The following is a 21,565-nucleotide window of genomic DNA, read 5'->3' as shown; positions in this document are numbered from 1 at the left end:
TCTGCTCCCGCCGCCGGTTACTGTGCGTGGCCCTCGGCCGAAGAAACAATCAGATGTGCGCGCTATACCTCAAAGGCATAAATATGCCTCTGAGGTATAGCGCGTTCAGCGCCTTGATGCCGCCGGTGCCGACACGCCGGAGAGCCGGTGGTCGAACGCGCCCCACTTCCTCCCGGGGGGACGGGGCCTCAGACGTCCGTGCGTACCTCGGCGAAGTGGCAGGCGGACGGGTGCGGGTCCGCCGCCCGGGGGACCGTCTGCGGGTCCTGGACGGCACAGACCTCCTCGGCCTTCCAGCACCGGGTGCGGAACCGGCAGCCCGACGGCGGGTCGGCCGGGCTGGGCACGTCACCGGTGAGCCGGATGACGGTCCGCCGGTCGCGGGCCTCCGGGTCGGGCACCGGCACCGCCGAGAGCAACGCCTGGGTGTACGGGTGGGTGGCGCGCTGGTAGATCTGCTCCTCGGTGCCGATCTCCACGATCCGGCCCAGGTACATCACCGCCACCCGGTCGCAGATGTGCCGGACCACCGACAGGTCGTGGGCGATGAAGACGTAGGAGAGCCCGAACTCGTCCTGGAGCTGCTCCAGCAGGTTGATCACCTGGGCCTGGATGGAGACGTCCAGGGCCGACACCGGCTCGTCGCAGACGATGATCTCCGGGCGCAGCGCGAGCGCGCGGGCGATGCCGATGCGCTGCCGCTGGCCGCCGGAGAACTGGTGCGGATAGCGGTTGACGTGCTCCGGGTTGAGCCCGACCACGTCCAGCAGCTCGCGCACCCGCTGTCGCCGGCTGCCCTTCGGGGCGGCGTCCGGGTGGATGGCGAACGGCTCGCCGACGATGTCGCCGACCGTCATCCGGGGGTTGAGCGAGGTGTACGGATCCTGCATCACCATCTGCATGTTCCGCCGCAGCCGCCGCAGCTCCCCGCCGGATGCCCGGAACAGGTCCCGCCCCTCCAGCGTGGCCCGGCCGGCGGTCGGGGTTTCCAGCCGCATGAGCAGCCGGGCCAGCGTGGACTTGCCGCAGCCGGACTCGCCGACCACGCCGAGCGTCTCGCCGCGACGCAGCTCGAAGCTCACCCCGTCGACCGCCCGCACCGCGCCAATCTGCCGCTTGAACAGCACACCCCGGGTGATGGGGAAGTGCTTGACCAGCTCGTCGACCGCGAGGATCGTCTCGCCGCGGACCTTGGTGGGGCTAGCCGGCGCGGTCATCGTGGACCTCCTGCGCGAAGTGGCACGCGCTGGTCCGGCCGCCGGCGAGGACCAGGTCGTGGGGAACCTCGTCCAGGCAGACCTGGCGCGCGTACGGGCACCGGGGGTGGAACGGGCAGCCGGCGGGGATGTCCATCAGGTTCGGCGGCAGGCCGCGGATGGTCGACAGCGCCCCACCCCGCCGGTCGAGCCGGGGGATCGACTCCAACAACCCCTTCGTGTACGGGTGCGCGGGCGCCCGGTACAGCGCGTGCACGTCGGCGTGCTCGACGATCCGGCCGGCGTACATGACCGCGATCCGGTCCGCCACGCCCGCGACCACGCCGAGGTCGTGTGTGATCAGGACGAGTGCCATGCCCAGGTCCCGGCGCAGGTCGGCCAGGAGGTCCATGATCTGGGCCTGCACCGTGACGTCCAGCGCGGTGGTGGGCTCGTCGGCGATCAGCACCTTCGGGTCCAGCGCCAGCGCCATGGCGATCATGACGCGTTGCCGCATGCCACCGGAGAACTGGTGCGGGTGGTCGCCGAGGCGTTTCGCCGCGGCTGGGATCCGGACCAGGTCCATCAGCTCGACGGTGCGTCGCCGCGCGTCGGCCCGGGACATCCCGGCCCGCTGCCGCAGCGACTCGCCGATCTGCCAGCCGACCGGGAAGACCGGGTTCAACGCCGACAGCGCGTCCTGGAAGATCATCGCGATCTCCGTGCCGCGCACCTGCCGGCGCTCCTCCTCCGATCGGGTGAGCAGGTCCCGCCCCCGGTAGCGGATCTGGCCGCCACGGACGTACGCCGGTGGGGTGTCCAGGATGCCCATGATCGCCTGGGCGGTGACCGACTTGCCGGAGCCGGACTCGCCGAGCACGGCCAGCGTCTCGCCCCGGTCCAGGTGGTACGTCACCCCGTTGATCACCCGGGCCACGCCCTCGCGGGTGCGGAACTCGACGTGCAGGTCGCGTACCTCCAGCAGGTGCCCGCCCGGCGGGGTGGGGGAGGCCGGCGTCGGCATGGGTCTCACCGCAGCTTCGGGTCGAAGGCGTCGCGGACCGCGTCGCCGAGCATGATGAAGGCGAGCACGGTCAGCGCGAGGAAGACCGACGGCACGATCAGCGGCGTGGCCGACTCCCGCATGTGCACCCGGCCGGCGTCGATGTCGATGCCCCAGGAGATGGTCGGGGCCTTCAGGCCGATGCCGAGGAAGCTCAGCGTGGCCTCGGCCGCGATGAACGAGCCGAGCGCGATGGTGAGCACCACGATGGCCGGCGCGAGCGCGTTCGGCAGGATGTGCCGCCACATGATCCGGCCGTTGCCGGCCCCGAGCATCCGGGCGGCGGCCACGTAGTCCTGTTCCCGGGCGGTGAGGACCGAGGAGCGCACCACCCGGGCGGCGGTGGTCCAGCCGAGCAGCGCCAGCACCAGGATGACCGCGAGCAGGCGTACCGTCTCGCCGCTGGTGCTCACGCGCTTGAGCAGCACGATCGCGGCCAGCAGCAGCGGGATGCCGAGCACGATGTCGATCACCCGGGAGAGCACCGCGTCGACCCAGCCGCCGAAGAAGCCGGCGAGCATCCCGACGACCAGCGCGATCACGCCGGTGATCAGCGCCGAGAACGCGCCGACCAGCAGGGACGCGCGGGCGCCGTAGACCGCCCGGGCGAACGTGTCGCAGCCCTGGAAGTCGTACCCGAAGATGGCCCCGCCGGACGGCCCGGCGTGCTGCCGGGAGAGCACGCAGTCGCGCGGGTCGTTGGCGGTGAACAGCCCGGGGAACGCGGCCATCGCGGCGACCAGCACGACCAGCAACAGGCTGAGCCAGAAGACCGGGTTGCGGCGCAGGTCGCGCCAGGCGTCGCCGGCCAGGCTGCGGGACCGGCCCGGCCGACCGGCCCGGTCCGGGGTGCCGGGCTCGCCGGAGACCCCCCGCCGCGCCGACTGGTCCTCCGTCGCCGCCACCGTCTCGAAGTCACTCATATCTGATCCTCGGGTCGAGCACGGCGTAGAGCACGTCCACCACCAGGTTGGCCAGCAGGTAGACCACGACCAGCACGCTGACGATGCCCACCACCAGCGGGCCGTCCTCGGTGCGGATGCCGCGGAACAGGTTGAAGCCGACGCCGGGGATGTTGAACACGCCCTCGGTGATGATCGCGCCGCTCATCAGGTTGCCCAGTTCCACGCCGAGGAACGTGACCACCGGGATCAGCGAGTTGCGCAGCACGTGCACGCCGACGATCCGCCGCCGCATCAACCCCTTCGAGCGGGCGGTGCGCACGTAGTCGGCGCGCAGGTTCTCGGTGACCGAGGTCCGGGTCAGCCGCAGCGCGGTCGCCAGCGACAGCGAGCCGAGCACGATGCCGGGCAGCAGCAGCGCCCGGAACGAGGGCTGGGCGCCCGCGGTGGGCGGGAAGATCGGCCAGCGTACGCCGAGGAAGTACTGCGCCAGCGGGGCCAGCACGATGGTCGGTATGCCGAGCACCAGCAGCGTGAGCACGAGCGTCGCGTGGTCGAAGACGCCGCTGCGCCGGATGGCGGCGATCACCCCGGCGGTGACCCCGAAGAGCACGGTCACGGCCATGGCGATGAGTGCCAGTTTGACGGTGACCGGCCAGGCGGCGGCGAGGATGTCGCCGATCTGCCGGCCGGTCAGCGACTGGCCGAGGTCACCCCGGAGCAGGCCGCCCAGGTAGTTGACGTAGCGGTAGAAGAAGCCGCCGACCCCGGTCGCGTCGAGGTGGTACTTCTCGGTGAGGTAGGCACGCTGGGCCGCGGTGACGGGTCGCTCCCCGGCGAGCGCCTGGATCGGGTCGCCCTGCCCGGCGAACATCAACGCGTAGACGATCAGCGTGGTCCCGAAGAAGGCGAGGACCATCTGGAGCAGTCGCCGCAGGATGAAGCGGAGCATGCCGCCAAGTCTGCCCAAACCGGGCTGAATGTGTGCCAATGCGCGGGCCGGGCCACCCGGTGGGGGTGACCCGGCCCGACGCCGGGGGTGTCAGGCGAGTTCGATCTTCAGCAGGTCCACCCGGTCGAAGAGGTCCACGTGGACGTTCGTGACCTTGGTGGAGTGGCCGAAGTTGTTCTGCCCGTACCGCAGCGGGATCACCGGCAGGTCCTCCGCGAGCAGGTCCTCCGCCGCCTGGTACTTCGTGATCGCCTCGTCCTCGGACGCCGCGCGGGCACCCTCGGCGAGCAGCTTGTCGAACTCCGGGTTGGCGTAGCCGTAGTAGTTCGACGAGCCGGTGCTGCTGTACAGCGGGCCGAGGTAGTTCTCCATCGACGGGTAGTCCATCACCCAGCCCATCCGGAACAGGCCGACCGACTGCTTCTGCTTGAGCTTGGTCAGCAGGTCCGCGAACTTCGGCTCGGCGTTGCCGACGCACTCCACACCCAGGTTCGCCTTGAGCTGGTTGCAGGTCGCGTCGATCCAGTCCTTGTGGCCGCCGTCACCGTTGTAGGACAGCTCGATCGTCTTCGGGCCGCCCGCGGCCTCGTACATCGACCGGGCCTTGACCGGGTCGAACGCGCCGGCGGCGCCGATGGTGTTCTCCCGGTAGCCCGCGACCACCGGCGAGACGAACGACCGGGCCGGCTGCTGCGAGTCCTTGAAGATCGACTTGGTGATCTCGTCCCGGTCGATCGCCATCGAGATGGCCTTGCGCACCTCGGGCTTGCTGAACTCCTCCTGGAACGTCGGGAACGCCAGGACCTGGAGCGACGACGCCGGGCTCTGCTGGAACCGGTCGCCGAGGTCGGTGGCGGCGGTGGAGAGGTTCTCCGTCGGGATCGTCTTGATCACGTCGAGGTTGTCCGCCAGCACGTCCGCGTACGCGGCGGTGGGCTGCTGGTAGATCCGGAACTCGACGCCGCCCACCTTGGGCTGCTGACCCGGGAACGCGTCGTAGCGCTCCACCTCGACCTTGGCGTCGTGCTGCCAGTCGCCCTTCATCCGGAACGGGCCCTGGCCGACCGGCGCCTGCTCGTACCCCTCGGCCAGCACGCCCGGCGCGGAGAACGCGGCCTTCGGCAGCGGGTAGAAGGCGGTGTAGCCGAGCATGGCCTTGAAGTCCACGTACGGCTCGGTGAGCGTCACCGTGAAGGTCAGGTCGTCGACCTTCGTCAGGCCGCTCAGGGTCTCGGCCTTCGGCTTCTCGCCCTGGAGGTCGTCGTAGCCGGCGATCTTCTCGAAGAAGTAGCTGGAATTCTGGCCGTTCGGCGCGTAGGCGCCGTAGTTCCAGGCGTCGAGGTAGTTGTCGGCCGTGACCTGCTCGCCGTTGTGGAACGTGTAGCCGGGCTTCAGCTTGATCGTCCAGACCCTGTTGTCCGACGACGTCACCGACTCGGCCGCCACCTCGTGCGGCTTGTTCGCCTCGTCGTAGTCGACAAGCGGGCTGAACAGCGCGGACAGCACCTGCGAGCCGCTCGTCTCGTTGGTGTTGGTCGGCACCAGGTGTTGCGGCTCGGCGATCTCGATCCGGACCGCCGCGTCGGGGTCGCTCGCGCCGCCGCCGCCGCTGCCGGAGCCGCAGGCCGTCAGGCCCAGGGTCACCGCGAGCGGGAGAGCGGCCCAGGCCGCCAGCCTACGAACACGCATGGAGTCTCCTCATCTCCTCACGCTGCGCGGTCGGCCCGACGCTGGGTGACGCTGCGCAACGACCCGTAACGGTAGGTCGCGGTGCGGCGGGTCGACAACGGATGCGTTGCGAGCTGGTAACAGAACGTGCCTGGGGATCCGGTTTCGATCTCGCCATGCTCACGCTTAGTGACGCAATCCACGTTGCGGAGCGTCACGGTGGGCCGTCGTCGTCCGGCCCGGGGCCGGACGTGAGACGATCACGGCGTGACGGCGACGATCCTGGACGGCAAGGCAACCGCGGCGGAGATCAAGGACGAGCTGCGGGCTCGGGTCAAGGCGCTCGCCGAGCGGGGCATCACCCCGGGGCTCGGCACGGTGCTGGTCGGGGAGGACCCCGGCTCCCAGGCGTACGTCAACGGCAAGCACCGCGACTGCGCCGAGGTCGGCATCGCCTCGCTGCGGGTCACGCTGCCGGCCGACGCGACCCAGGCGCAGCTCGACGCGGCCCTCGCCGAGCTGAACGCGGACCCGGCCTGCCACGGCTACATCGTTCAGCTCCCGCTCCCCGCCCACCTGGACACCCAGCGGGCGCTGGAGTCGATCGACCCGGACAAGGACGCGGACGGCCTGCACCCGGTCAACCTGGGCCGGCTGGTGCTCGGGTACGACGGTCNNCTGCGCGGCGCGGACGTCGCGGTGGTCGGTCGGGGCAACACGGTGGGCCGGCCGCTCGGCCTGCTGCTCACCCGCCGCAGCGAGAACGCCACCGTGACGCTCTGCCACACCGGCACGCTCGACCTCGCCGCGCACACCCGCCGGGCCGACGTCGTCATCGTCGCCGCGGGCGTGCCGGGGCTGCTCACCGCCGACATGATCACCCCGGGCGCCACCGTGGTCGACGTCGGCATCACGCGGGTGATCGGTGACGACGGCAAGGGCCGCTACACCGGCGACGTCGACCCGGAGGTGGCCGAGGTGGCCGGCAAGGTGGTGCCGATGCCGGGCGGCGTCGGTCCGATGACCCGGGCGATGCTGCTGACGAACGTGGTCGAACGGGCCGAGCGGGACGCCTGACCACCCAGACAGGTCATAACCGTCCGCCCCTCGCCGGATCGGTGCCAGGATGGCTGATACGGTCCGGAAAACCGACTGGTAGCAGGGAGTGGGACGACCATGGGTAAGAAGGTCACTGTCGTCGGGGCCGGTTTCTACGGCTCCACCACCGCGCAGCGCCTGGCCGAGTACGACATCTTCGACACCGTCGTGATCACCGACATCGTGGAGGGCAAGCCGGCGGGCCTCGCCCTCGACCTCAACCAGTCGCGTGCGGTCGAGGGCTTCGAGACCAAGGTCGTCGGCGTCACCACCGGGCCGAACGGCGAGGGCTACGAGGCCGTCGAGGGTTCGGACGTGGTCGTCATCACCGCCGGCCTGCCCCGTAAGCCGGGCATGAGCCGGATGGACCTGCTGGAGACGAACGCCAAGATCGTCCGTCAGGTCGCCGAGAACGTCGCCAAGTACGCCCCGAACGCCGTCGTCATCGTGGTCTCGAACCCGCTCGACGAAATGACCGCGCTGGCCCAGCTCGCCACGCAGTTCCCGAAGAACCGGGTGCTCGGTCAGGCCGGCATGCTGGACACCGCCCGGTTCACCAACTTCGTCGCCGAGGCGCTGAGCGTGCCGGTGAAGTCGGTGAAGACGCTGACGCTGGGCTCGCACGGCGACACCATGGTCCCGGTCCCGTCCAAGAGCACCGTGAACGGCAAGCCGCTGCGCGAGGCCATGCCGGCCGAGCAGATCGAGGAGTTGGTCGTCAAGACCCGCAACGGTGGCGCCGAGGTCGTCGCGCTGCTCAAGACCGGCTCGGCGTACTACGCCCCGTCCGCCGCGGCCGCCCGGATGGCCAAGGCCGTCGCGGAGGACTCCGGCGAGGTCATGCCGGTCTGCGCGTGGGTCGACGGCGAGTACGGCATCTCCGGCGTCTACCTGGGCGTCGAGGCCGAGATCGGCGCGGAGGGCGTCAAGCGGGTCGTCGAGACCGACCTGGACGCCGACGAGCTGGCCAGCCTGAAGGAGGCCGCCGAGGCCGTCCGCGCCAAGCAGGCGGACATCTCCAGCATGTGATCCGTTCCGTCGGAACGCCCCCGCGACCACCGGTCGCGGGGGCGTTTCCGTGTTCCCCGCCCCGCCCGGTGGCTCACCCCGGATCGGCGGCCGTCGACCGTCGCGCCGCGACCGGGTCGATCAGGGCGGCCAGGCCGTCGAGCACCCGGTCCAGCCCGAACTCGTACGCGTGGTCGGGGTCGACGGCCGCGTTGTGCGCCGCGCCGGCGGCGGCGCCCACCCGGACCGCGGTCGGATAGGCCTCCTCGTCCAGCACCGTGGCCAGCAGCGGGCCGTTCGCCGCCCACCACTGCTCCTCGCTCTGCGCGGTCTCCCGGCGGGTGGCCCGCGCCTCCGCCGCCGACCGGGCCGCGGCCCGGACGAAGTCGAGCAGGAACGTCAGCGCGGCGTCCCGGGTCACGTCGTCCAGGCCGGTGTCGTCGAAGGCGCGCAGCTCGTACTCGTACTTCGCCATCAGGCCCGGGCCGAGCGGCGGCCGCCCGGTCGCCACCTCCGCGGCCCACGGATGGGCCGCGAAGAGGTCCCGGTTGTCCCGGGCCACGGCGGCCACCCGGGTACGCCAGGGCTGCCCCGCCCGGTCGGGGCGGGGCAGCCGCGCGTAGAGCGCGTCCACCATCAGGTCGAGCAGCTCCGCCTTGCCCGGCAGGTAGCCGTAGAGCGTCATCGGCGCCACGCCGACCGCCTGGGCGACCCGGCGCATGGTCACCGCGTCCAGGCCCTCGGCGTCGGCCAGCTCGATCGCCGCGCTGACGATGTCGTCGAGGGAGCGACCCGGCCGCGGCCCCCGGCGCGGGCCGTCGTCGAGCCGGCGCCAGAGCAACTGCAGGGTGCGGGCCGGATCACCGGCGCCGCTGCGGTACGTGGACACCGGCCCATCCTGTCAGGCCGCATGACCGTACGGCGTACGTTGTACAATGTACGGGATATTTTGCCCGCGCCACCGGAGGTCCTCGTGCAGATCACCAAGACGGCCATCTCGCTCAACGTCGACGACGTGTCGGCCTCGGCCGCCTTCGCCCAGCGCCTCTTCGGTTTCCGGGAGGAGATGTCCGCCGACGGCTTCGTCTCGCTGGCCCGGGACGGGGTCGGCTTCAATCTGATCTTCCTGCGCACCGGCCTGGACACCCTCCAGCCGGAGAGCCTGAAGCACCAGCGGGCCCAGGGGCTCATCGTGGCCTTCGAGGTCGACGACATCGACGCCGAGTACGCCCGGATCCAGGGCGCCGACGTCCCGGTCACGACCGAGCTGCAGACCGAGCCGTGGGGGGAGCGGTTCTTCCAGATCACCGACCCGAACGGGGTGATCTTCCAGTTCGTGCAGTGGGTCGAGGTCCCGGCCGCGGCGNCCCTCGACCGGTTTCCAGTACGCTCGTACTGTTGAGCACGAGTCACCCCGAGAGGAGCGCCGGTCGATGGCGAAGATCAAGGTAAACAACCCGGTCGTTGAGCTCGACGGCGACGAGATGACCCGGATCATCTGGAAGCAGATCCGGGAGCAGCTGATCCTGCCTTACCTCGACGTCGACCTGCACTACTACGACCTGTCGATCCAGCACCGTGACGAGACCGACGACCAGGTCACCATCGACGCCGCCAACGCCATCAAGGAGCACGGCGTCGGCGTCAAGTGCGCGACCATCACCCCCGACGAGGCCCGGGTGGAGGAGTTCGGCCTGAAGAAGATGTGGCGGTCGCCGAACGGCACCATCCGCAACATCCTCGGCGGCGTGGTCTTCCGCGAGCCGATCATCATGTCGAACGTGCCGCGGCTCGTCCCGGGCTGGACCAAGCCGATCATCATCGGCCGGCACGCCCACGGCGACCAGTACAAGGCCACCGACTTCGTCGTCCCCGGCCCGGGCACGGTCACCATCACCTACACGCCGGCCGACGGCGGCACGCCGATGGAGTTGGAGGTCGCCAACTTCCCCGGCGGCGGCATCGCCATGGGCATGTACAACTACGACGAGTCGATCCGGGACTTCGCCCGCGCCTCGTTCCGGTACGGCCTGGACCGCAACTACCCGGTCTACATGTCGACCAAGAACACCATCCTCAAGGCGTACGACGGTCGGTTCAAGGACATCTTCGCCGAGGTGTTCGAGGCCGAGTTCAAGGCCGAGTTCGACGCCGCCGGCCTCACCTACGAGCACCGGCTCATCGACGACATGGTCGCCGCCGCGCTCAAGTGGGAGGGCGGGTACGTCTGGGCCTGCAAGAACTACGACGGTGACGTGCAGTCCGACACCGTCGCGCAGGGCTTCGGCTCGCTCGGCCTGATGACCTCCGTGCTGCTCTCGCCCGACGGCCGCACCGTCGAGGCCGAGGCCGCGCACGGCACCGTCACCCGGCACTACCGGCAGTACCAGAAGGGCGAGAAGACCTCCACCAACCCGATCGCCTCGATCTACGCCTGGACCCGGGGCCTGGCCCACCGGGGCAAGCTGGACGGCACCCCGGCGGTCACCGAGTTCGCCGACACGCTGGAGCAGGTCATCGTCGACACCGTCGAGGGCGGTCAGATGACCAAGGACCTCGCGCTGCTCATCTCGCGGGACGCCCCGTGGCTGACCACCGACGAGTTCATGAACGCGCTCGACGAGAACCTGGCCCGCAAGCTCGCCGCCTGACACGTAAGGAAGGGCCCCTTCTTAACGCCTGGCGTTGTAGAAGGGGCCCTTCTTAACACCTCAGGGCCGGCGGGACGGCGTGACTTCGGTCGGTGCGCCCTCGTTGACTCCGGTGGACGAGATGCCAGTCGCGTCCAGGAAGGTCGGTGGCGGTCGCGCGCCGACCAGCCGACCTTCGTGGCTGCTGAGCGCAGCCAGCCGTCCCTTCCCTGCGGGGGGTCCTGTCCCGGGCCCCCCGCGCCCATGCCGTGCGCAGATTGTTAAGAAGGGGCCCTTCCTCTACCGCAGGCGTTAATAAGGGGCCCTTCCTTTCAGCAGTTCGGCGGCGCGCTCGGGGGCGATGTCGTTGATGAAGACGCCCATGCCGGACTCCGAGCCGGCCAGGTACTTCAGCTTGTCCTTCGCCCGCCGGATGCTGAACAGTTGCAGGTGCAGATGGCCCAGCTCCCGGTCGACGCGTACCGGCGCCTGGTGCCACGCGGCGATGTACGGCATGGGCAGGTCGAAGAGCCCGTCGAAGCGGCGCAGCAGGTCCAGGTAGAGCGGCCCGAAGGCGTCCCGCTCGGCGTCGTCGAGCGCCGGGATGTCCGGCACCGGCCGGTGCGGGGCAACGTGCACCTCGAACGGCCAGCGGGCCGCCGCCGGCACGTACGCGGTCCAGTGCTCGTTGCTGGTCACCACCCGGTCGCCGGCGGCCCGCTCGGCGGCCAGCACGTCGGCGTAGAGGTTGCCCCCGGTGCGTTCGGCGTGCCGCCGGGCGGCGGCCAGCATGGCGCGGGTCCGCGGCGTGACGAACGGGTACGCGTAGATCTGCCCGTGCGGGTGGTGCAGCGTCACCCCGATCTCCACGCCCCGGTTCTCGAACGGGAACACCTGCTCCACCCCGGGCAGCTCGCTCAGCGCGGTGGTCCGGTCGGCGAGCGCGTCCAGCACGGTCCGCACCCGACGNGGGCGAACGAGGCGTTGTGGTCGTCGGTGAAGCAGACGACCTCGCACCTGCCGAGGCCGGGCCGGACCGGGGTGAACGGGGTGATCTCGGCGGGCTCGTCCGCCACCCGCTGGCTGAGTGACGGGAACCGGTTCTCGAAGACCACCACGTCGTAGTCGGGCGCCGGGATCTCGCTGAGCCGGTCGCCCCGGGACGGGCAGAGCGGACACTGGTCGGCCGGGGGCAGGAAGGTGCGCGTCTGCCGGTGCACCGCCACCGCCACCCACTCGTCGGTCAGCGGGTCGTAGCGGAGCTGCGAGGCGGGCGGCGGCGGGGGCAGTTCCCGCCGGTCCGGCTGGTCGCGGACCGCGTCGTCCCGTTCGTCGAAGTAGATCAGCTCGCGGCCGTCGGCCAGGTCGATCTGCGTACGCTTCACTCCGCTCCCTCCGTCGCCGGCACCGTCACCAGCTCGCCCACCCTGTCCTGGAGTACCCGCCGCGCCTCGGGGACCAACCGGTCGTCGGTGACCAGCACGTCCGCCGCGTCGAGGCCGACGATCGAGGAGATGCCGACCGTGCCCCACTTGGTGTGGTCGGCGAGCACCACCAGTCGGTCGGCGGCGGCCACCAGCGCCCGGTTCGTGTCCGCCTCCATCAGGTTGGGCGTGGTGAACCCGGCCCGTTCGCTGATCCCGTGCACGCCGAGGAAGAGCAGGTCCAGGTGGAGCGCGGCGATCGCGGCCACGGCCAGCGGGCCGACCAGCGCGTCCGACGGGGTGCGCACCCCGCCGGTGAGCACCACGGTCTGGTCCGGCCGGCCGCCGACGTGCAGGATCTCGGCCACCGGCAGCGAGTTGGTGACCACCGTCAGGCCGGGCACGTCCACGAGTCGGCGGGCCAGCGTGGCNCGTGGTCGGCGATGGCCGCCTTCTCGGCGGACTGCCGGACGGACTTGGCGCGGAAGCCGGGCTCGTCGGTGGAGCCGGGACCGGCGAGCGTCGCCCCGCCGTGCACCTTGGCGAGGAGGCCCTGGTCGTGCAGCGTCTCCAGGTCGCGGCGGATGGTCATGTCGGAGACGCCGAACTCGGCGGCCAGTTCGGTGACCCGGACCCCGCCGGCGGCGCGGACCCGCTCCAGGATGGTGGTCTGCCGCTGACGTGCCAGCATCCCCGGTCACCTCCCGAGCGTCACTCGCCGCACGAACGCGGTCGAACGTGTTCCAACAAAGGCGAACACTACCGCGCGACGTGGGCGGAGGCGACAGCGCCGGTGTCCGGGGGCGCGACGGCGGCCGTCGGTGCTCCGTTACCGGTCAGGCGGGCGGGAGCCGGGGCTCCACCCAGCCGGTCTCGGTCAGGTGCTCCATCACCCGCTGGACCGCCTCCTCGACGGTCAGGTCCGAGGTGTCCACCGCCAGGTCGGCGTCGGTGGGCTCCTCGTACGGGTCGTCGATGCCGGTCATCCCGGTGATCAGGCCGGCCCGGGCGCGCGCGTAGAGGCCCTTGCGGTCGCGCTGCTCGCAGACCGCCAGCGGGGTCGCCACGTGGACCAGCAGGAAACCGGCCCCGGACGCCTGCGCCATCTCCCGGGCGGTGGCCCGGGCGGCCGCGTACGGCGCGATCGGGCAGCAGATCCCCACGCCCCGGTGCCGGGCGATCTCGGCGGCCACCCACCCGATCCGGCGGACGTTCAAATCCCGGTCGGCCTTGCTGAAGCTCAGTCCCGCCGAGAGTTCCCGCCGCACCACGTCGCCGTCGAGCAGCGTGACGGTGCGGTCGCCCTGCTCCCGCAGCACGTCGGCCAGGCCCCGGGCGATGGTCGACTTGCCCGAGCCNGGCGGGCGGGCCCGGGCCAGCTCCCGGGCCACCGCCGGTGGGGTGTGCCACTCCGGCAGCGGGAAACCCCGGTCGAGCAGGTCGTCGATCTCCGGCCGACTGAGCGCCAGTCGACGGTTGCGCGGTGGGATGTCCTCCCGCCAGCGCCACTGCCCGTCCCGGTTGTCGTACGCCAACTCCCGGGGCACCAGCACCCGCAGGCCGGCGCCGGAGAGCATGCCCTCGGTGGAGAGCAGGTGGGTCACCCCGTAGGAGGCGGCCACCCGGGCCCGCAGCAACGCGTCGCTGATCTCGTCGCTCCGCTGCACCAGCGGCACCGCCAGCAGGGTCGCCGGCGGCATCCGGTCGCGGGCCGCGAACACGGCGCGCACCAGCGCCTCGGCCGGTAGGCCGCCGGTCGACTCCTCGCCCACCGGGATCAGCACCAACAGGTGCGCGCCGAGCGTACGGGCCGCGTGCGCGATCTGCGCCAACTGCGGGCGGTGCAGCGGACGGTCGGCGAAGACGCCGAGCACCCGGCCCGGCGGGAGCAGCCCCCGCACCTCGTCCGGACTGCGTCGCAGGCGCTGGAACGGCCCGTGGCCGCCGTCGCCCAACCGGCGTACCGCGCCGCCCACGCCGACCGTGCCGTCGCGGGCCGGCCAGACGTCGACCACGTCCATCGCCGCCACCGGAGCGCCCTCGCCGTCGGTGAGCACCAGCGCCCGCCGACCGGGGTCGGCCAGGTCCAACCCGTCGGCGAGCGCCGCCGGCACCTGGAGCGTGACCGGCACCGGCCACGGCGTGCCGTCGGCGAGCCGGCCGCGCCGGCCCAGCGAGGCCAGGTCCGCCCGGGTCATGAAACCGGTCAACGGCGCGTACGCCCCGGTCAGCAACAACTCGAGATCGGCCAGCTCAGCGGGTCTGGGCGCGTACGACGGCGCATCCCGCAGAACGTCCTCGGGCAGGACCCACCCGTTGCTCATCGAACCCCCAACTCGCCGGCCGGCACACAGTTTCGCAGCCCACCGGCGATCGGTCGAGAGCGCCACTCCACCTCCCGGCCACCCGGCGGTCAGCCGGGCGCCGTCGGGCCGCCTCAGCCGGCGTCGGCGAGCGCGGCCGCGCCGAACGAGACGGCGAATCGCCGGCACCAGATCGAGACGCTGGTCAGCCCGGTGAGATCGGTGTCGGCGGGAATCGCGTACGCCTGGTCGCCGCGGTTGCCCTTGAGCGGGCCGAGCGCGACGTGGCGGCCGTCGTCGAACACGCGCCACCCGGACGGACCGGTCCGAACGGGCTGGTCGGTCAGCCAGACCTGAAGATCCGGACCGTTGGAGGTGTCCAGCCCGACCAGCTCCAGCCGGTGCCGCCCGTCGGCGGTGCGGACGATCCGGGCCGTGCCACGGGTGTCGTGCTCGTGACTGACGAACTCGCCACCGGCGAGCACCACCGGGCCGGCCGGCGTCGAGGCGGGCGCGGCCGACGGTGACGGCGGGGCCGACACCGTGGACGGCACCGCCACCAGCTCCTCGTGCACCTCGGTGTCGGTGACCAGCTTCCACGGCTGGAACCAGTACAGCGCGGCCGCCGTACCGACCGCGAGGACGGCGACGGCGACCCAGGTCAGTGGGGCGCGCAGCAGACGGATCGGCATGGGTCGAGTCTCCCGGTCACCGGCCGCGCGGTCACCGACCCGGCCGCTTACGGAAGCCTTACCGGGTGACGTCCGGGCGGAATCAGGGGCATCCCCGAGCGTTTCCCGGTGCCCGGGGCGGCATGCGCTTCCTACTCTGACAGCGTGACACTGCTCGCGACCGAGTCGCTGACGAAGACGTACGGAGGCCGGGTCACCGCGTTGGCCGACCTCACCGTGTCGGTCGAGCCGGGGATCATCGGGCTGGTGGGCGCCAACGGCGCCGGCAAGTCCACCCTGATCAAGATCCTGCTGGGTCTGCTCCCGCCGACCAGCGGCCGGGTGCAGGTGCTCGGCCTCGACCCCACCACCGACCCGGCCGCGGTCCGCGCCCGGGTCGGATACATGCCCGAACACGACGCGCTCCCGCCCGACCTCTCCGCCGCCGAGCTGGTCACCCACCTGGGGCGGATGAGCGGGCTGCCGCGCACCGTCGCCCGGGAACGGGCCTCCGAGGCGCTGCGCCACGTCGGCCTGCACGAGGAGCGGCACCGGGCGGTCGGCGGTTACTCCACCGGCATGAAGCAGCGGGTCAAACTCGCCCAGGCCCTGGTGCACGACCCCGACCTGCTGCTGCTCGACGAACCCACCAACGGCCTCGACCCGGCCGGCCGCGACGCCATGCTCGCCCTGGTCCACCGGATCGGCACCGAGTTCGGCATCTCCGTGGTGGTCTGCTCGCACCTGCTCGGCGAGGTGGAGCGGATCTGCGACACGCTGATCGCCATCGACGGCGGCCGGCTGCTGCGCGCCGACCGGGTCGCCGCGATGACCACCGCCACCGACGTGCTCGCCGTCGAGGTGAGCGAGGGTACGGAGGAACTGGCCGCCCGGCTCGCCGCGCTCGACCTGCCGGTGTCCCGGGACGGGCGGCTGCTGCTCGTCCCGCTCGCCGACGACCACACCTACGACCTGATCCTCGGCGCGGTCGCCGAGCTGGACCTGCCGCTGCACCGGCTGGACCAGCGGCGGCACCGGGTGGCCGAGCTCTTCGCTCCGAGGGAGCCCAGCCATGTCTGAAGCCACCGGCGTCATCCACGACATCGGCTACCAGCGCTACACCGGGCCGAGGCTGGCCCGCCGGCAGGTGTTCGGCGCGCTCTACGGGCACGGCGTGCGTACCGTCTTCGGGTTCGGCCGCAGCGCCAAGGCGAAGATCTTCCCCTGGCTGGTGGTCGCCGTGGTCACCGTGGTGGCCGCCGGGGTGACCGCGGTGCGCAGCCAGATCGGTGAGGTGGTGCTGACGTACGCCCAGTTCGCCGACGCGATGAGCTGGCTGGTCATCTTCTTCGCCGCGGTGGCCGCCCCCGAGCTGGTCTCCCGCGACCTGCGCAGCGGCGTGCTGCCGCTCTACTTCTCCCGGCCGCTGCCGCGCGGCGACTACGCGCTGGCCAAGCTGCTGGCGCTGGTCACGTCGCTCTGGCTGCTGCTCGGCGGCCCGCAACTGGTGATGTTCCTCGGCGCCGCGTTCACCACCGACCGGGGCCTGCGTGGGGTCTGGGACGAGCTACTCGACCTGCTGCCCGGCCTGCTCTACGCCGGGCTGTGGGCGGTGGTGTTCGCCTCGATCGCCCTGCTGGTCGCCTCGCTCACCGGCAAGCGCGCGTTCGCCGCCGGCGGCATCGTGGCAGTCTTCCTGATGACCACGCCGGTGGTCGGCGTGCTCTCCATCCTGCCCTCCCGGACGGTCAACGAGCTGGCCTTCCTCGCCGCACCGTCGTCGCTCGTCAGTGGCGTGGGCACCTGGGCGCTCGGCGACCGGCTGACCCAGGGACAGGAGGGGGGCATACCGATCGGTGACTTCGGGCCGGTCTACGCGGTGGTGGCCGTCCTGCTCGTCGCCGCCTGCGTCAGCCTGCTGCTCCTGCGATACCGGAAGGTGGCCGCCCGATGACGGCGCTGCACGCACAACCGGCGGCCGGCGTGTCCGCCGCCCCGACCAGCACCCTCGACCTGGCCGGCGTCTCCCGCTGGTACGGCAACGTGGTGGCGGTCAACGACGTCACCATGCGGCTCGGCCCCGGCGTGACCGGCCTGCTCGGCCCGAACGGCGCCGGGAAGACCACCCTGCTGCACATGATGGCCGGTTTCCTCGCCCCGTCCCGCGGCGCGGTGACGCTCGACGGCGAGCCGACCTGGCGCAACCCGGGCGTCTACCGGCGCCTCGGCCTGGTCAGCGAGCGGGAGGCGGTGCACACGTTCCTCAGCGCGTACGAGTTCGTGCTGGCCAGCGCGAAGCTGCACCGGCTGCCGGACCCGGAGGCGGCGACCCGGCGGGCGATCGAGCTGGTCGAGATGGAGGACGCGCAGGGCCGCCGGATCGGCACCTACTCCAAGGGGATGCGGCAGCGCACCCGGGTGGCCGCCGCGCTGGTGCACGACCCGCAGGTGCTGCTGCTCGACGAGCCGTTCAACGGCATGGACCCGCGGCAGCGGCTGCACATGATGGGGCTGCTGCACTCCCTCGGCGACGCCGGCCGGACCATCCTGTTCAGCTCGCACATCCTGGAGGAGGTCGAGCAGGTCTCCGGCACGGTCCAGGTGATGGTCGCCGGCCGGCTCGCCGCCTCCGGCGACTACCGGACCATCCGCCGGTTGATGACCAACCGGCCGCACGTCTTCGCGGTGCGCTCCACCGACGACCGGGCCCTCGCGGTGGCGTTGATGGCCGAGCCCTCGGTCTCCGGCGTCGAACTGGGCCGCACCGGCCTGACCGTGAAGGCCGGCGACTACGGCGCCTTCACCCGGGCGTTGCCCCGCATCGCCCTCCGCCACGACATCCGGGTCCGGCAGTTGCTGCCGGAGGACGAGTCGTTGGAGAGCGTCTTCTCGTATCTGGTGGAGGCCTGATGTCGACCGTTACCTGGATCACCGCGCGCGGCCTGTTCGGCCGCGCCCGGTTCCTCATGCTCCTGCCGTTGCCGCTGGTCCTGATCGGTCTCGCGGTGCTGTGCCGGTCGCTCGGTGTGGACCCGGGCCAGTGGGGCCCGCCGGTGCTGGTCGGCCTCGGCCTGGCCGTGGTGCTGCCGGTGGTCGCGCTGATCGTGGGCACCGGCGTGCTCGGCGCGGAGATCGACGACGGCACCGTGGTGCACATCCTGACCAAGCCGCTGCCCCGCTGGCAGATCGTGCTGCCGAAGCTCGCGGTGGCGGCCGGGGTCAGCGCGGTCACCGTCGGCGTCCCGCTCTACGTCGCGGGCGTGCTCGCCGACTCGGTACGCCTCGGACTGGCCCTGGTCGCCGCGTCGGCGGCGGGCGCGCTGGCGTACTCGGCGTTGTTCCTGGCGCTCAGCCTGGTGACCCGGCGGCCGGTGCTGCTCGGCCTGGTCTACGTGCTGATCTGGGAGGGGCTGCTCGGCCGGTTCGTCGACGGCACCAAGGTGCTGTCGATCCAGCAGTGGGTGATCGCGCTGGCGGACCGGATCGCCCCGACCCCGCTGCTCGGCACCACGGTCTCGGTGCCGGTCGCGGCCGTGCTCACCGCGTTGGTGGCGGTCGGCTTCACGCTGCTGGCGATCGACCGCCTGCGTTCGTTCAGCGTGGCCGGCGAAACCAGCTGACAAGGCGGGGGCCCCGCTTAACGCATTTGGTATAGGCGGGGGCCCTTCTTAACACCCACGTGTTAACAAGGGCCCCCGCCTAACCGGCGAGGAGTCAGAAGGCGCAGGCGATGACCAGCTCGGGGGTGCGGTCGGGGAGCAGGTCGAGCCGGGCGATCCGGCCGGCCGCCCGCAGGTCGTCGGCGACCGTGGTGAGCCGGTCGAGCAGGGCCGCCGGCCCGAGCGCCTCGGCCAGCGGCACATCCGCCTTCATCGACAGCTTCCGCTCCGACTTGGCCCGCCGGACCTGCCCCAGCGCGTCGGCGGCCAGCCGCAGCAACTCCGGGTCACCGGGCGCGGCCATCGCATGGCCCACCTCGTACGTGGTGGGCCACGTCGAGCGGTGCACCGAGCCGTACCGCCACCAGGACCACACCTCCTCGGTGACGAACGGCAGCACCGGGGCGAAGAGCCGCAACTGCACCGACAGCGCGGTCGCCAGCGCCGCCCGGGCCGACTCGGCCGCCGGCCCGGAGCCGTAGGCGCGATCCTTCACCAACTCGATGTAGTCGTCGCAGAACCGCCAGAAGAACGCCTCCGCGGCCATCAGGGCGGCCGTGTGGTCGTACCCGTCGAGGGCCGACGTCGCCACCCCGACCACGCCGGACAGTTCGGCGAGCATCGCGGTGTCCAACGGTTGGGTGACCGGGGCCCGCAGCGCGTCGGCGGCGCCCAGCCCGAGCGCGAACCGGGACGCGTTGAGCAGCTTGGTGGCCAGCCGCCGACCGACCTTGACCTGGGCCGGGTCGAAGGCGAGGTCCATGCCCGGCTTGCCGCTGGCGGCCCAGTACCGGACCGCGTCGGAGCCGTGCTGCTCCAGCAGCCCCATCGGGGTGACCACGTTCCCCTTGGACTTCGACATCTTCTTCCGGTCCGGGTCGAGGATCCAGCCGGAGAGCACCGTGGTCCGCCAGGGCAGCACGCCGTGCTCCAGATGGGACCGGACCACGGTGGCGAACAGCCAGGTCCGGATGATGTCGTGCCCCTGCGGACGCAGGTCCATCGGGTAGACCCGGCCGAACAGGTCCGGGTCGGTCGCCCAGCCGCCGACGATCTGTGGGGTCAGCGACGAGGTGGCCCAGGTGTCCAGCACGTCCGGATCGCCGGTGAAGCCACCCGGCTGCCCGCGCTGCGCCTCGGTGTGACCGGGCGGCGGTTCACTGGTCGGGTCGATCGGGAGCATCGCCTCGTCGGGTGTGAGAGGGTTAGTCCAGTCCGGTTCGCCAGCGTCGTCGAGCCGGTACCACACCGGCACCGGCACGCCGAAGAAGCGCTGCCGGCTGACCAGCCAGTCGCCGGTCAGGCCGCTCACCCAGTGCTCGTAGCGGTGCCGCATGTGCTCCGGCACCCAGCGCACCTCGCGCCCGCGGGCCAGCAGGTCGTCGCGCAGGTCGGCGTCCCGGCCGCCGTTGCGCAGATACCACTGCCGGGTCGAGACGATCTCCAACGGCCGGTCGCCGCGCTCGTAGAACTTCACCGGGTGGGTGATCGGGCGCGGCTCGCCGACCAGGTCGCCGGCGTCGGCCAGCAGCTCCACCAGCGTCCGCCGGGCGCCGTTGACGGTCTGCCCGGCCAGCGCCGCGTAGGGCGCCGCCGGCACGCCCGCCGGCGGCTCCGGCAGCAGCCGGCCGTCGCGGCCGATCACCACCCGGGTGTCCAGCCGCAACTCACGCCACCAGGTCACGTCCGTGAGGTCACCGAACGTGCAGACCATCGCGATGCCCGTGCCCTTGGCCGGGTCCGCCAGCGGGTGCGCGCGCACCGGCACCTGGACCCCGAAGATCGGGGTACGCGCCGACGCGCCGACCAGGTCGGCGTAGCGCTCGTCGTCCGGGTGGCAGACCAGCGCCACGCAGGCCGGCAGCAGCTCCGGCCGGGTGGTGTCGATCAGCACCTCCCGCCCGCCCGGCCCGGTGAACCGCAGCCGGTGGTACGCGCCGGGCCGCTCCCGGTCCTCCAGCTCCGCCTGGGCCACCGCGGTGCCGAACCCGACGTCCCAGAGCGTCGGCGCCTCCGCCTGGTACGCCTCGCCCCGGGACAGGTTCCGCAGGAACGCACGCTGGCTGGCCGCGCGGGCCGCCGACCCGATCGTGGTGTACGTCAGCGACCAGTCCACCGACAGGCCGAGCCGGCGCCACAGCGCCTCGAAGACCTTCTCGTCCTCCACGGTCAGCGTCTCGCACAGCTCGATGAAGTTGCGCCGGGAGATCGCGGTCGGGTTCTTCCGGGCGTCGTCGCCGACCGGCGCGGCCGGTGGTCGCCAGTCCGGGTCGTAGGGCAGCGTCGGGTCGGGACGCACGCCGTAGACGTTCTGCACCCGGCGCTCGGTGGGCAGCCAGTTGTCGTCCCAGCCCATCGGGTAGAACACGGTCCGCCCGCGCATCCGCTGGAACCGGGCCACCGTGTCGGTGTGCGTGTACGAGAAGACGTGCCCCATGTGCAGCTCGCCCGACACGGTCGGCGGCGGGGTGTCGATTGAGTACACGTCCGCGCGTTCCCTGGTGCGGTCGAACGCGTACGTGCCGTCGTCCTGCCAGCGACGCGCCCAGGTCTCCTCAAGCCCGTCCAGGCTCGGACGTTCCGGAGGCCCGCCCCGGCCGGTCCTGATCGTGTCGGTCATCCGCCGATGGTAGGCGGGCGCGGCGGGGCCGCTCCACGGCTTTCGTGGGGCGGCCGGTACTGGCTACCCTGCGGCCGTGCCACGCCACCTGTACGGGGCGGGCGAGATCGCGGCCCGGCTGGGCGTCAGTCGCCAACGGGCTCGGCAGATCATCGACCGGCCCGACTTCCCGAAGCCGTATGACCGGCTAGGCATGGGCTCGGTCTGGCTGAAGGCCGATGTCGAAGCTTGGATTCGAGAGCACCGCCCGCATCTTGGTGAGGTTGACGACGAGGCGTAGTCACGTCCGACTGCCCGGCTCCGCGACAGCGGATTCCGTACCAAGATCTCGGACCCTGCCGTCTCGACGCGCCAGCGAAGCGTCCATCCCG

18 protein-coding genes and 2 pseudogenes are annotated in these 21,565 nt (G+C 71.8%); 9 read left to right on the top strand and 11 right to left on the bottom strand.

Features of this window, described 5'->3' with window-relative positions; genetic code table 11:
- Positions 1-188: 188 nt before the first annotated feature.
- From B1205_RS08885 to B1205_RS08865, 5 genes are all read right to left on the bottom strand, one after another.
- On the bottom strand, positions 189-1,217 hold the full coding sequence (locus B1205_RS08885; RefSeq protein WP_089155167.1) for an ABC transporter ATP-binding protein: 1,029 nt from the start codon (positions 1,215-1,217) through the stop codon (positions 189-191).
- Entirely contained in the window at positions 1,201-2,220 is a 1,020-nt protein-coding gene (locus B1205_RS08880) for an ABC transporter ATP-binding protein (RefSeq protein ID WP_089155166.1), read from the bottom strand. Before B1205_RS08880 ends, B1205_RS08885 begins: the two co-directional genes overlap by 17 nt.
- Positions 2,221-2,225: 5 nt before the next feature.
- The gene (locus B1205_RS08875) at positions 2,226-3,182 is read right to left on the bottom strand and encodes an ABC transporter permease (RefSeq protein WP_089155165.1); all 957 of its coding nucleotides are present in this window, start codon (positions 3,180-3,182) and stop codon (positions 2,226-2,228) included.
- Positions 3,175-4,113 (bottom strand): ABC transporter permease, encoded by a 939-nt coding sequence (locus B1205_RS08870; RefSeq protein WP_089155164.1) that lies wholly within the window; start codon positions 4,111-4,113, stop codon positions 3,175-3,177. The genes B1205_RS08875 and B1205_RS08870 overlap by 8 nt, the downstream gene beginning before the upstream one ends.
- Before the next feature lie 90 nt (positions 4,114-4,203).
- A complete protein-coding gene (locus B1205_RS08865; protein WP_089155163.1) occupies positions 4,204-5,802 on the bottom strand; it encodes a peptide ABC transporter substrate-binding protein in 1,599 nt (532 codons plus the stop codon).
- Positions 5,803-6,048: 246 nt separating this feature from the next.
- On the opposite strand from B1205_RS08865, the gene B1205_RS08860 reads away from it, so the two are divergent.
- On the top strand, positions 6,049-6,858 hold the full coding sequence (locus B1205_RS08860; protein WP_089155162.1) for a tetrahydrofolate dehydrogenase/cyclohydrolase catalytic domain-containing protein: 810 nt from the start codon (positions 6,049-6,051) through the stop codon (positions 6,856-6,858).
- Positions 6,859-6,957: 99 nt separating this feature from the next.
- Positions 6,958-7,908 carry a malate dehydrogenase gene (mdh, locus tag B1205_RS08855; RefSeq protein ID WP_089155161.1) on the top strand — a complete coding sequence of 317 codons (951 nt, stop codon included), beginning with the start codon at positions 6,958-6,960 and terminating at the stop codon, positions 7,906-7,908.
- A 73-nt stretch (positions 7,909-7,981) separates the two neighbouring features.
- Here the strand turns inward: mdh and B1205_RS08850 are convergent, their stop codons facing one another.
- Complete coding sequence (locus B1205_RS08850; protein WP_089155160.1) at positions 7,982-8,776, bottom strand: TetR/AcrR family transcriptional regulator; 795 nt, start codon at positions 8,774-8,776, stop codon at positions 7,982-7,984.
- A 21-nt stretch (positions 8,777-8,797) separates the two neighbouring features.
- On the opposite strand from B1205_RS08850, the gene B1205_RS08845 reads away from it, so the two are divergent.
- Positions 8,798-9,289: a VOC family protein gene (locus tag B1205_RS08845; protein ID WP_441338458.1), complete on the top strand. Its 492-nt coding sequence runs from the start codon at positions 8,798-8,800 to the stop codon at positions 9,287-9,289.
- A gap of 31 nt (positions 9,290-9,320) precedes the next feature.
- The gene (locus B1205_RS08840; RefSeq protein ID WP_089155159.1) at positions 9,321-10,538 is read left to right on the top strand and encodes an NADP-dependent isocitrate dehydrogenase; all 1,218 of its coding nucleotides are present in this window, start codon (positions 9,321-9,323) and stop codon (positions 10,536-10,538) included.
- Positions 10,539-10,829: 291 nt separating this feature from the next.
- On the opposite strand, the pseudogene galT reads toward B1205_RS08840, so the two are convergent.
- The 4 genes and pseudogenes from galT to B1205_RS08820 form a co-directional block, all read right to left on the bottom strand.
- A pseudogene (galT, locus tag B1205_RS08835) lies at positions 10,830-11,902 on the bottom strand (galactose-1-phosphate uridylyltransferase).
- Positions 11,899-12,632 (bottom strand): annotated as a pseudogene (locus B1205_RS08830) (DeoR/GlpR family DNA-binding transcription regulator). Before B1205_RS08830 ends, galT begins: the two co-directional pseudogenes overlap by 4 nt.
- Before the next feature lie 145 nt (positions 12,633-12,777).
- Positions 12,778-14,265: an adenylyl-sulfate kinase gene (cysC, locus tag B1205_RS08825; RefSeq protein WP_089155158.1), complete on the bottom strand. Its 1,488-nt coding sequence runs from the start codon at positions 14,263-14,265 to the stop codon at positions 12,778-12,780.
- A gap of 113 nt (positions 14,266-14,378) precedes the next feature.
- The gene (locus B1205_RS08820; RefSeq protein WP_089155157.1) at positions 14,379-14,936 is read right to left on the bottom strand and encodes a DM13 domain-containing protein; all 558 of its coding nucleotides are present in this window, start codon (positions 14,934-14,936) and stop codon (positions 14,379-14,381) included.
- A gap of 144 nt (positions 14,937-15,080) precedes the next feature.
- Here B1205_RS08820 and B1205_RS08815 point away from each other — a divergent pair, with 144 nt between their 5' ends.
- Genes B1205_RS08815 through B1205_RS08800 form a run of 4 tightly spaced genes read left to right on the top strand, consistent with a single transcriptional unit; the run spans position 15,081 to position 18,535 of the window.
- Entirely contained in the window at positions 15,081-15,995 is a 915-nt protein-coding gene (locus tag B1205_RS08815; protein ID WP_089155156.1) for an ABC transporter ATP-binding protein, read from the top strand.
- Positions 15,988-16,869 carry an ABC transporter permease gene (locus B1205_RS08810; protein ID WP_089155155.1) on the top strand — a complete coding sequence of 294 codons (882 nt, stop codon included), beginning with the start codon at positions 15,988-15,990 and terminating at the stop codon, positions 16,867-16,869. The genes B1205_RS08815 and B1205_RS08810 overlap by 8 nt, the downstream gene beginning before the upstream one ends.
- A complete protein-coding gene (locus tag B1205_RS08805; RefSeq protein ID WP_089155154.1) occupies positions 16,866-17,825 on the top strand; it encodes an ABC transporter ATP-binding protein in 960 nt (319 codons plus the stop codon). Before B1205_RS08810 ends, B1205_RS08805 begins: the two co-directional genes overlap by 4 nt.
- On the top strand, positions 17,825-18,535 hold the full coding sequence (locus B1205_RS08800; RefSeq protein WP_089155153.1) for an ABC transporter permease subunit: 711 nt from the start codon (positions 17,825-17,827) through the stop codon (positions 18,533-18,535). Before B1205_RS08805 ends, B1205_RS08800 begins: the two co-directional genes overlap by 1 nt.
- A 94-nt stretch (positions 18,536-18,629) precedes the next feature.
- Here the strand turns inward: B1205_RS08800 and valS are convergent, their stop codons facing one another.
- The gene (valS, locus tag B1205_RS08795; RefSeq protein WP_089155152.1) at positions 18,630-21,194 is read right to left on the bottom strand and encodes a valine--tRNA ligase; all 2,565 of its coding nucleotides are present in this window, start codon (positions 21,192-21,194) and stop codon (positions 18,630-18,632) included.
- 76 nt (positions 21,195-21,270) lie between these two features.
- Here valS and B1205_RS08790 point away from each other — a divergent pair, with 76 nt between their 5' ends.
- Positions 21,271-21,474, top strand: coding sequence for a helix-turn-helix transcriptional regulator (locus B1205_RS08790; RefSeq protein WP_089155151.1), 204 nt, complete (start codon positions 21,271-21,273; stop codon positions 21,472-21,474).
- The last annotated feature ends 91 nt before the right edge of the window (positions 21,475-21,565 follow it).

Source organism: Micromonospora sp. NBS 11-29, assembly GCF_002140155.1.
Taxonomy (GTDB): Bacteria; Actinomycetota; Actinomycetes; order Mycobacteriales; family Micromonosporaceae; genus Micromonospora.
This window is presented reverse-complemented; position numbering and strand designations above follow the sequence as displayed.

Excerpts from the sequence above, each read along its gene's own strand:
- B1205_RS08885 (WP_089155167.1), bottom strand. The coding sequence starts at position 1,217 with ATGACCGCGCCGGCTAGCCCCACCAAGGTCCGCGGCGAGACGATCCTC.
- B1205_RS08880 (WP_089155166.1), bottom strand. The coding sequence starts at position 2,220 with ATGCCGACGCCGGCCTCCCCCACCCCGCCGGGCGGGCACCTGCTGGAG.
- B1205_RS08875 (WP_089155165.1), bottom strand. The coding sequence starts at position 3,182 with ATGAGTGACTTCGAGACGGTGGCGGCGACGGAGGACCAGTCGGCGCGG.
- B1205_RS08870 (WP_089155164.1), bottom strand. The coding sequence starts at position 4,113 with ATGCTCCGCTTCATCCTGCGGCGACTGCTCCAGATGGTCCTCGCCTTC.
- B1205_RS08865 (WP_089155163.1), bottom strand. The coding sequence starts at position 5,802 with ATGCGTGTTCGTAGGCTGGCGGCCTGGGCCGCTCTCCCGCTCGCGGTG.
- mdh (WP_089155161.1), top strand. The coding sequence starts at position 6,958 with ATGGGTAAGAAGGTCACTGTCGTCGGGGCCGGTTTCTACGGCTCCACC.
- B1205_RS08840 (WP_089155159.1), top strand. The coding sequence starts at position 9,321 with ATGGCGAAGATCAAGGTAAACAACCCGGTCGTTGAGCTCGACGGCGAC.
- B1205_RS08820 (WP_089155157.1), bottom strand. The coding sequence starts at position 14,936 with ATGCCGATCCGTCTGCTGCGCGCCCCACTGACCTGGGTCGCCGTCGCC.
- B1205_RS08810 (WP_089155155.1), top strand. The coding sequence starts at position 15,988 with ATGTCTGAAGCCACCGGCGTCATCCACGACATCGGCTACCAGCGCTAC.
- B1205_RS08805 (WP_089155154.1), top strand. The coding sequence starts at position 16,866 with ATGACGGCGCTGCACGCACAACCGGCGGCCGGCGTGTCCGCCGCCCCG.
- B1205_RS08800 (WP_089155153.1), top strand. The coding sequence starts at position 17,825 with ATGTCGACCGTTACCTGGATCACCGCGCGCGGCCTGTTCGGCCGCGCC.
- valS (WP_089155152.1), bottom strand. The coding sequence starts at position 21,194 with ATGACCGACACGATCAGGACCGGCCGGGGCGGGCCTCCGGAACGTCCG.